Below are 9180 nucleotides of genomic sequence, written 5' to 3'. Positions count from 1 at the left end.
CGCGTTCGCCGTCACCGGCGCCGCCCCGGCCTCGGCGGCGAAGGCGCGGACCCCCTCGGCCAGGCCGGCGTGGGTGACGGCCACCGCGCGGGGCCGGGCCGTCGCGTCCGGGGCGTAGGCGAGGTGCGCGAGGTGCCCGGGGAGCGTCCGGTCCGGCGGCGCGGTGGGAAGGGCACCCAGCGCGTCGTGGGGGACCGGGACGCGGGGCAGGGAGCCCCAGTTCCGGTCGGCGGTCTCCTTGTCGACGACGACGGCACCCGCCGCGGCGTCGCCCAGGACGGCGGCGGTCCACTCCGCGGAGTCCTCGGCGTCCAGGGGCAGGGCGCACGCGCCCGCCTTCAGGACGGCGAGCAGCGCGGCCACCCGGTCGACCGGGTCGGCGCAGCAGACGGCCACCACGGCGTCCGGCTCCCCGGCGTAGAGGCGCAGCTCGTCGGCGAGCAGGGCGGCCCGCGCGTCGAGTTCACGCCGGCTGGTGGTCGCCCCGCCGACGACGAGGGCCACGGCGTCCGGGGCCCCGTCCGCAAGGCGCGTGAACGCCCGCGGCACCAGCTCCCCGCTCCCGGCCGCCTCCGCCACCGGCCGGGGCGTGGCCGCGGAGGAGGCGGACGCCAGGGCGCCCACCGCCCCCACCCGGCTGCCCGGTTCGGCGAGGAACGCCCGCAGCACGCGCAGCAGCCGCTCCGCGACGCCGGACGCCGCCGCGGCGTCGAAGGCGCTGTGCTGGTACTGGAGCCGCAGGCGCAGCAGCGGGTCCAGCTCGGCCATCACGATGAGCGGGTAGTTCGCCCCGGCGATGTTGCGGAAGGTGGGCGCGGGCAGCCCGGCCGCGTCGCTCGCCTCGGCGATGGCAGCGTTGTCGAAGGGGTGCGACTGGACCAGGACGAGGGTGTCGAAGAGCGCGTCCAGGCCGGTGGCCTCGTGCAGGTCGGCGAGCGCGCAGTCGTCGTGGTCGAGCAGCGCGGCCTGCGCGGCCTGGAGCCCGGTCGCCACCTCGGCGAGGGTCTTGTCCCGCGTGCAGCGCGCGCGGACCGGCACGGTGTTGATGAACAGGCCGACCGTGTCGGCCACCCCCGCCAGCGCGGGCGGGCGGCCGGAGACCGTGGCGCCGAACAGCACGTCGGTGCGGCCGGTGAGCTCCCCGAGGACCACGGCCCAGGCGGCCTGGACCACGTTGCTGGGCGTGCTGCCGGTCTCCGCGGCCCGCCGCACCAGGGCGCGGGCCTCGTCGGCGGTCAGCGCGAGCTCCAGCGTGCCGAAGCCGGCCCCGCCGCTCGCCGCGTCCCGCTCCGGGACCAGCAGCGTGGGCTCCTCGACCCCCCGGAGGGCATCGGTGTGGGCGCGTACCGACAGCTCCCGCTGCTCCTGGCCGCGGCGGTGGAGGTGGCCGAGGAACTCCCGGAACGACGGCGCCTTGGGCAGGGCGGCCGTGCCGGCGTACAGCCACAGCAGCTCGCGCAGCAGGATCGGCTCGGACCAGCCGTCGAAGAGCACGTGGTGGGCGGTGAGCACCACCTCGGTGCGCCCGGAGCCGACGCGCGCCAGGGTCATCCGCAGCAGCGGCGGCGCGGCGACGTCGAAGGGCTCGGTGCGCTCCCGCGCGAGGAACGCCTCGAACTCGTCCTCGGCGACGTCCACCTCGCGCCACGGCAGGGTCACGCCCGAGACGACGAGCTGCACCACGTCCCCGGACGCGTCGGGCACGTACGCCGTCCGCAGGCCGGTGTGCCGCTCCAGCAGGGCCTGCCCGGCCGCCCGCATCCGCGTGGCGTCCACCGGGCCGGTGAACCCGAAGACCAACTGGACCTGGTACATGTCCTCGCCGGCGCCGGCCAGTTCGGAGTGGTGCAGCAGGCCCGCCTGCAAGGGGGTCAGCGGCCACACGTCGGTCAGGCCCGGGTACCGCTTCTCCCAGGTCTCCAGCTCGCCCTGGGAGACGTCGACCAGCGGCACGTCCGACGGGGTCAGGCCGCCCGCGCCGGGGGTGGCCGCGTGCCGCACCAGGGCCTGAAGGGCGTCCTGCCACAGCGCGGCCAGCTCGCCGACCTCCGCCGCGGTCAGGACCCCGGCGGGGGCGCCGAAGACGGCTCCCAGGCGCGGTCCCGCCGCGGTGTCGGTGACCATCGCGTTGATGTCCACCTCGCACAGCGCGGGCATGGCCGGGTCGTGCCCGGCGTCCAGCTCGGCCAGCTCGGTGAACTCCGCGGCGTCCGAGGTCTGGGTGAAGCCCAGGCCGTGCAGGTCGTCGGGCATGTCGCCGGTGGAGAAGCGGCCCAGGTAGTTGAAGCCGATCTGGCCCAGCGTCCGCCCGCGGAGCACCTCGGCGGTCTCCGGGTTGAGGTAGCGGAGCAGCCCGAACCCCAGGCCCTTGTCGGGCACGGCGAGCAACTGCTCCTTGACGGCCTTGACGACGGCTCCGGCGGCCGGGCCCGAGGTGAAGGCGTCCTCCACGTCGATCCCCGACAGGTTCAGGCGGACCGGGAAGACGCTGGTGAACCAGCCCACGGTGCGGGACAGGTCCGCGCCGGGCACCGACTCCTCCTCGCGCCCGTGCCCTTCGAGGCGCAGCAGCGTGGAGGGCTCCTCCACGCCCCGGGCGCGGCGCCAGCGGACCACCGCCATCGCCAGGGCGGCGAGCAGCACGTCGTTGACGCCGCCGCGGAAGGCCGCGGGCACCGAGGTGAGGACCGCGTCGGTGGCCGCGGACGGCAGCACCACGCGCACCTTCTCGACGGTGGCCTGCACGTCCACGGCGGGGTCGAGGCGCCGGGCCCCGAGGACCGGGTCGGGCCCGTCGAGGATCGACGTCCAGCGGTCGAGCTCGGCCACCCGCTCGGGCCGTGCCGCCTCCTCCACCAGCGCGTGGGCCCACCGCCGTACGGAGGTCGCGGGCGCCGGCAGCTCCGGCGCGGCGCCCTCGCGGACCTGCTGCCAGGCCGCCGCGAGGTCGGGCATCAGGATCCGCCACGACACGCCGTCGACGACCATGTGGTGCAGGCCGACCAGGAGCCGCCCCGGGCCGGACGGCGGCCGGAACCACACGAACTGGGCGAGGACCCCGGCCTTCGGGTCGAGGCGGCCCGCCAGCTCCTGGAGTTCGCCCACGAGCAGGCTCCGCCAGGCCTCGCCCGACCACGTCCCGTCGCAGGGCACCGTGCGGATCAGCGGGTCCACGTCCACCGAGCCGGGCGGGGCGACGAGCAGGCCGTCGGGCAGCAGCCGCGCGCGCAGCAGGTCGTGCCGGTCGAGGACAGCGGTGAGGGTCGCGGCCAGGCCGTCGCGGTCGATGCCGTGCGGCAGCTCCAGGACCACGGCCTGGAGCAGGGAGTCGAAGCCGGGGCCGTTCTCCAGGATCCAGTGCGCCACCGGCATCAGCGGCAGGTGTCCCACGCCGCCGCCGTCGAGTTCGGCGAGCACGGGACCGCGGTCCCCGGTGTCGGCGACCGCGACCGCGGCGAGCTCGGCCACGGTGCGGTGCTCGAAGACCTGCCGCGAGGTGACGAGCACGCCCTGCGCCCTGGCCCGCGAGACCACCTGGATGGACTGGATGCTGTCGCCGCCCAGGGCGAAGAAGTCGTCGTCGGCACCCACCCGGGCCTGGCCGAGGACCTCGGCGAAGACACCGGCGAGGACCTCCTCGGTCCCGGCCCGCGGCGCCCGGTAGGCGCTGCCGGTGAAGTACGGCTCCGGCAGCGCGGCCCGGTCCAGCTTCTCGTTCGGGGTCAGCGGCAGCCGGTCGAGCACCATGAGCGCGACCGGCACCATGAACTCCGGCAGCCGCCGCGCCACGAACTCCCGCAGCTCACGGGCGATCTCCGCCTCGTCGGGCGCGGGCGCGCCGTCCTGGGCGAGCACCACGTAGCCGAAGAGCTGCTTGGCCGTGTCCCCGCCGCGGCCCTGCCGGGCGATCACGGCGGCGTGCGCGACCGCGGGGTGGGCCAGCAGGGCCGCCTCGATCTCGCCGAGCTCGATGCGGTAGCCGCGCACCTTCACCTGGTCGTCGGCGCGCCCCTGGTACACGAGGTCGCCGTCGTCGGTGCGGATCACCAGGTCCCCGGTGCGGTACATCCGTTCACCGGCGGGGCCGAAGGGGCAGGCCACGAACCGCTCGGCGGACCGCGCAGGCCGGCGCAGGTAGCCGCGCGCCACGCCGGGGCCCGCGACGTACAGCTCCCCGATGACGCCCGGCGCCACGGGCCGCAGCCGGTCGTCGAGTACGTAGCCGTCGAGGGTGTCGAAGAGCTGCCCGATGGGCACCTCCTCGTCCGGCTTCCGCGCGGGGTCGACCTGGTGGCTGGAGGTGAAGACCGTGGTCTCGGTCGGCCCGTAGCCGTTCACGAAGACGGTGTCGGGGCAGGCCGCGACGGCCCGGGCGACCGACTGCGGCGACACCCGGTCGCCGCCCACCCACACCTCGCGCAGACCGGTCAGGCAGCGCGCGTCCTCCTCCACCAGGAGGTTGAACAGCGCGCTGGTCAGCCAGACGGTGGTGACACCGTGCCGGGCCACCTGCGCGGCGAGGACGGCGGGCGTCAGGTCCGGGGACGGTTCGACGACGACGGTGCCGCCGTTGAGCAGCGGCACCCAGATCTCCAGGACCGAGGCGTCGAAGGCCATCGGCGAGTGCAGCAGCATCCGCATGCCGTGGTGCCAGCGCCGGTCCGCCACCAGCGCGGCCACGTCGCGGTGGGTGACCCCGATGCCCTTGGGCGTACCGGTCGACCCGGAGGTGTAGATGACGTACGCGAGCCCCTGCGGGTGGACGGCAGCGGGGGCGCCGTCGCCGGAGCCGCCGTCGGCCAGCTCCGCCACACGGGCGGTGGGGCAGTGGCCGGTCAGGTGCTCGGGGGCGTCCGCGTCGCACACCAGCAGGGCGGGGCGGGCGTCGCCCAGCATCAGCGCGACGCGCTCGGCGGGGTAGTCGGGGTCGAGCGGTAGGTAGGCGGCGCCGGTCCTCAGCACGCCGAGGAGGGCCACGACGGCCTCCACGGACCGCGGCAGCGCGACCGCGACGAGCGACTCCGGTCCCACGCCGCGCCGCGTCAGTCCGGCGGCCACCGCGGCGGACTCCGCGGCGAGTTGGCCGAACGTCAGTGACTCGTGTCCGCAGACGACGGCGACCGCGTCCGGAGTCAGCCTGGCCTGCTGGGCGAACAGCTCAGGCACCGTCGTGTCGAGGATCAGTCCGGCCGCACCGTCCCTACTCGTCAGCGGACGGTTTTGCTCCAGCGGAGCATGCACATCCATCACCCCACACAGATAAATGGATCGAAGAAGTGGTTCGGATCAGGCGGCCGCCCGCGGTGTCCGTAAGCCGGTCGGCGGGGGTGGGCTCCCTGGCGTCCGCCGCCGGTCGAACACGTCGTCTTCAGGCCTCCCGGCCTGGGATCACACCCTCACGCCTGCGGCCTGCCGTGGTCAAGCGAGGGCGGACCTGAGGCAGGGCGCCCCGCGGCGCCCCGCTGTCCCGTGGACGGGACACCGCACGGAAGCGGAATCGCCGGGCATGTCCCGCGCCTTTCCGGCGCGTTGCCGGGGGTGGTCGCGCGGGTGATCGGGGACGGCGCGACCGCCGTGGCGGGTGCCGGGCGCGAAACCCGCGGAGCCGGGGCGGCGGGCGACCGGGGGCACCGGGGCCCGGGCGGCGGGCGACCGTGGGCGCCGGACTCCGGGTGGCGGGCGACCCGCGGGCACCCGACCCCGGGCCGCGTGCTGCCGGTGTGCGCGGATGGCGTGCCGCCCGTGCGCGCCGCCCGTGCGCGCGAGCACCGCGAGCACACGGTCCCGAGCCCCGCGCGGCCGCGGCGCACGGCGTCCGAAACCCACCGGGTGTGCGTGCGCCCGCCGGGCGTGGGTGCACCCACAAGGCCTGCGTGCCCCCCCAAGGCCTGCGTGCACCCACAAGGCCTGCCTGCACCCACCGGGTGCGCGCGCACCCACCGAGCGCGCGTGCACTCACCGAGCGCGCGTGCCGGTGCCGCGGCCGGTCCGGCAGGGCGCCCCCGGCCACACCGCCGCACGGCACCGGGTGTCCCGTGGACAGGACACCCGGTGCCATCGCCCGGCGGCCCCCGTCGGGCCCTTCCCGCGCTTGACCCCGGCAGCCCGCAGGCAGGATGGTGTGATCCCGGGCCGACAGGCCTGGACGACGCGTCCGGAACGCGCCGGTGGCGGATGCCAGGCCGCCATCGGTGAACCCGTCCCCGCCCGGTCCGACGGACACCGCGGGTGGCCGCTCGTTCCGCATCCGTTCTTCGATCCATTCGTCTCTCTTCGATCCATTCGTCTGTACGGGGTGACGGACGTGCGTGATCTGCCGGAGCCGCCCGACTTCCCGGGCGCTCCCGCAGTCGGCCGGACGCCCCGCGGTACGCACCCCTGTGGAGTTCTCATGGCGACGGCAGTGATCAGCGGCGGCACCCGGGGAATCGGACTGGCGCTGAGCCTGCGGCTGTGCGCCCTGGGCCACCGGGTGCTCGCCCTCTACCGGAGTGACGAGACCGCCGCCAAGGAGGCGGCCGAGGCCGGGAACGGCGGCATCGTGCCCGTACGCGTCGACCTCGGGCGGCCCGCCGAGGTCCGCCAGGCCTGTACGCGCATCCTCGCCGAGCACGGCGCGCCCCGGATCCTGGTGAACAACGCCGGGGTCAACCGCGACCGGCCCTTCCTCTCCCTCACGGAGGAGGACTGGGACCAGGTCGTCGCGACCAACCTCTCCGGGCCGTTCCACCTCAGCCAGGCACTGGCGCCCGCGATGATCGAGGCCGGCGGCGGCTCCATCGTCAACGTGGGCGCCACGACGGCGATCCGTCCGCGCGCGAACGGGGCCAACTACTGCGCCAGCAAGGCGGGGCTGCTCCAGCTCACCAAGTGCATGGCCCTGGAACTGGCCCCGCACATCCAGGTCAACGCCCTGCTCCCCGGTTTCACCGACACCCCGGAAGTCACCGAGCGCTACCGGCTCGACGTGCCGGAACGGCGCGCGGCGGTCATCGACTCCATTCCCCAGCAGCGGATCGGCACCCCGCAGGACATCGCCGACGCCCTCGAATTCCTCGTGACGTCGCGGTCGGCCTACATCACGGGGCAGCAGCTCATCGTGGACGGCGGACATTTCATGGGGTGAATCCCCGGTGCGACCCCGAGCCCATGTGCGCGCCCCTACGCGAACTCCCCTTGTATAAGGAGCGAAAAGAAAAATGCGTCTGACCCAGGAGCAGTTGGAGCAGTATCAGGAGAACGGATTCCTGCTCCTCGATTCCCTGCTGGACGGGCACGAGGTGGACCGGCTGCGTACGGCGTTCCAGCGCGACTGCGACACGCCCGGGCCGCACCGGATCGTCGAGGAGGGGGGCGCGGCGGTGCGCGCGGTGTACTCCTCCCACCAGCGGCAGGCCGAGTACAGCCGGCTCGTCCGCGACCCGCGCGTGCTGGCGCCGGTCCAGCAGCTCCTCACCGACGACGTGTACGTCTACCAGTTCAAGATCAACGCCAAGCCCGCCTTCGGCGGCGAGAAGTGGGCCTGGCACCAGGACTTCCTCGCCTGGCAGATCTCCGACAACCTGCCCGCCCCGGCGCAGGTCAACGTGGCCGTCTTCCTCGACGACGTCACCGAGTTCAACGGCCCCGTCATCTTCCTGCCCGGTTCGCACCGCGAAGGCCTCGCGCACGAGGGGCGCAAGTCCGAGGTGAAGTCGGAGCAGCACCTGGACCCGGACGACATCTCGCTGCCCCCGCAGCGGCTCGCCGAGCTCGTCGACCGGCACGGCATGACCAGCCCCAAGGGCCCGGCCGGTTCCGTGGTGCTCTTCTCGCCGGAGATCGTGCACGGCTCGGCCCCCAACATGTCCCCGTTCGCCCGCCGGCTGCTCATCGTGACGTACAACGAGGTCAGCAATCTGCCGAGCTGGCGCGGCGAGCCGCGCCCCGACTACGTGGTGTGCCGGGACTCCGCCCCGCTCGCCCCGCTCGACGGCACCTTCCTCGACGACCTCGAGGAGGTGGCCGTATGACCGGGCGCACCGGCCGCGGAGTCGTCCTCGAGGAGTTCGGCGAGCCGCTCGCGCTGCGCGAGTTCGCCCTGCCCCCGGCCCCCGACCGCGGCATGATCGTCGCCTGTGGCTACGGCGGCATCTGCGGCACCGACCTGCACCTCAAGCAGGGGCACCTGCCGATCCCCACGCCGCTCGTCCTCGGCCACGAGGGCCTCGGCACCGTGCGGGAGCTGGGCGAGGGCGCCACGCACGACGCCGTCGGCGCCGAACTGCGGCCCGGCGACTCCGTCATGTGGGCCTCGTCCATCGCCTGCGGCACCTGTCCGCCGTGCCGGCTGCACCGCGAGCCGACGCTGTGCGAGAACCGCCGTACGTACGGGGTCAACCGCTCCACCCTGGACGGTCCCGAGCTGTCCGGCTCCTGGGCCGACCACATCGTCCTCCAGCCGGGCACCACCGTCGTCAAGGCCGCCGAGGGCGTCGACCCGCTCGCCGCGATGTCGCTGGCCTGCGCGGGCCCCACCGTCGTGCACGCCCTGTACGAACGCCGCCCCGTGCGGCTCGGCGAGGTCGTCGTCGTCCAGGGGAGCGGCCCCGTCGGCCTCGCGGCGGCCGCGTTCGCCCAGCTCGCCGGCGCCGCCAAGGTCATCGTCATCGGCGGTCCGGCCGAGCGGCTCGACCGCGCGGCGAAGGCGGGCATCGGCGACGTCCACCTGAACATCGCGGACGCCGCCGACCAGGAGCAGGTGCTGAACGAGGTGCGCGCCGCCACCGGTGGCCAGGGCGCCGACCTCGTCATCGAGTGCGCGGGCGTGCCCCGGGCCGTCGCCCAGGGGCTCACCCTGGCCCGCAGGGGCGGCACGTACCTCGTCATCGGCCAGTACACGGACGCGGGCGACACCCTCATCAACCCGCATCAGATCGTGTACCGCCAGCTCGACGTGATCGGCTCCTGGGCCTTCACCGGGGCCCACCTCGTCGAGTACGTGCGGCTGCTGCCGACGCTCGCCGCCCGGTTCGACCTGGCGAGTCTCGTGACGCCGTTCCCGCTGGACCGGCACGCGGACGCGCTGGCCGCGGTCGCCGACGGCTCGGTGATGAAGGCGGTCCTCACGAGCTGACCCCCGTCCCACCCGCCCCACGACGAGCCGTGTCCCCCGGCCGCACCGCGCGGTCGGGGGACACG

4 protein-coding genes are annotated in these 9180 nt (G+C 74.9%); 3 read left to right on the top strand and 1 reads right to left on the bottom strand.

What is annotated here, in order from left to right:
• Positions 1-5166, bottom strand: a 5166-nt coding sequence (locus tag IE330_RS36510) for a non-ribosomal peptide synthetase (protein WP_190140485.1), incomplete at its 3' end; no start/stop codon positions are given.
• A gap of 1225 nt (positions 5167-6391) precedes the next feature.
• Here IE330_RS36510 and IE330_RS36505 point away from each other — a divergent pair.
• From IE330_RS36505 to IE330_RS36495, 3 genes are all read left to right on the top strand, one after another.
• Positions 6392-7126 (top strand): SDR family NAD(P)-dependent oxidoreductase, encoded by a 735-nt coding sequence (locus IE330_RS36505; protein ID WP_190140484.1) that lies wholly within the window; start codon positions 6392-6394, stop codon positions 7124-7126.
• Positions 7127-7199: 73 nt separating this feature from the next.
• Positions 7200-8012 carry a phytanoyl-CoA dioxygenase family protein gene (locus IE330_RS36500; protein ID WP_190140483.1) on the top strand — a complete coding sequence of 271 codons (813 nt, stop codon included), beginning with the start codon at positions 7200-7202 and terminating at the stop codon, positions 8010-8012.
• Entirely contained in the window at positions 8009-9115 is a 1107-nt protein-coding gene (locus IE330_RS36495) for a zinc-binding dehydrogenase (protein ID WP_190140482.1), read from the top strand. Before IE330_RS36500 ends, IE330_RS36495 begins: the two co-directional genes overlap by 4 nt.
• Positions 9116-9180 lie beyond the last annotated feature (65 nt).

Source organism: Streptomyces longispororuber (genome assembly GCF_014656095.1).
Lineage (GTDB): Bacteria > Actinomycetota > Actinomycetes > Streptomycetales > Streptomycetaceae > Streptomyces > Streptomyces longispororuber.
Note: the sequence above shows the minus strand (reverse complement) of the source record. Positions and strands in the feature narration are given on the sequence as shown.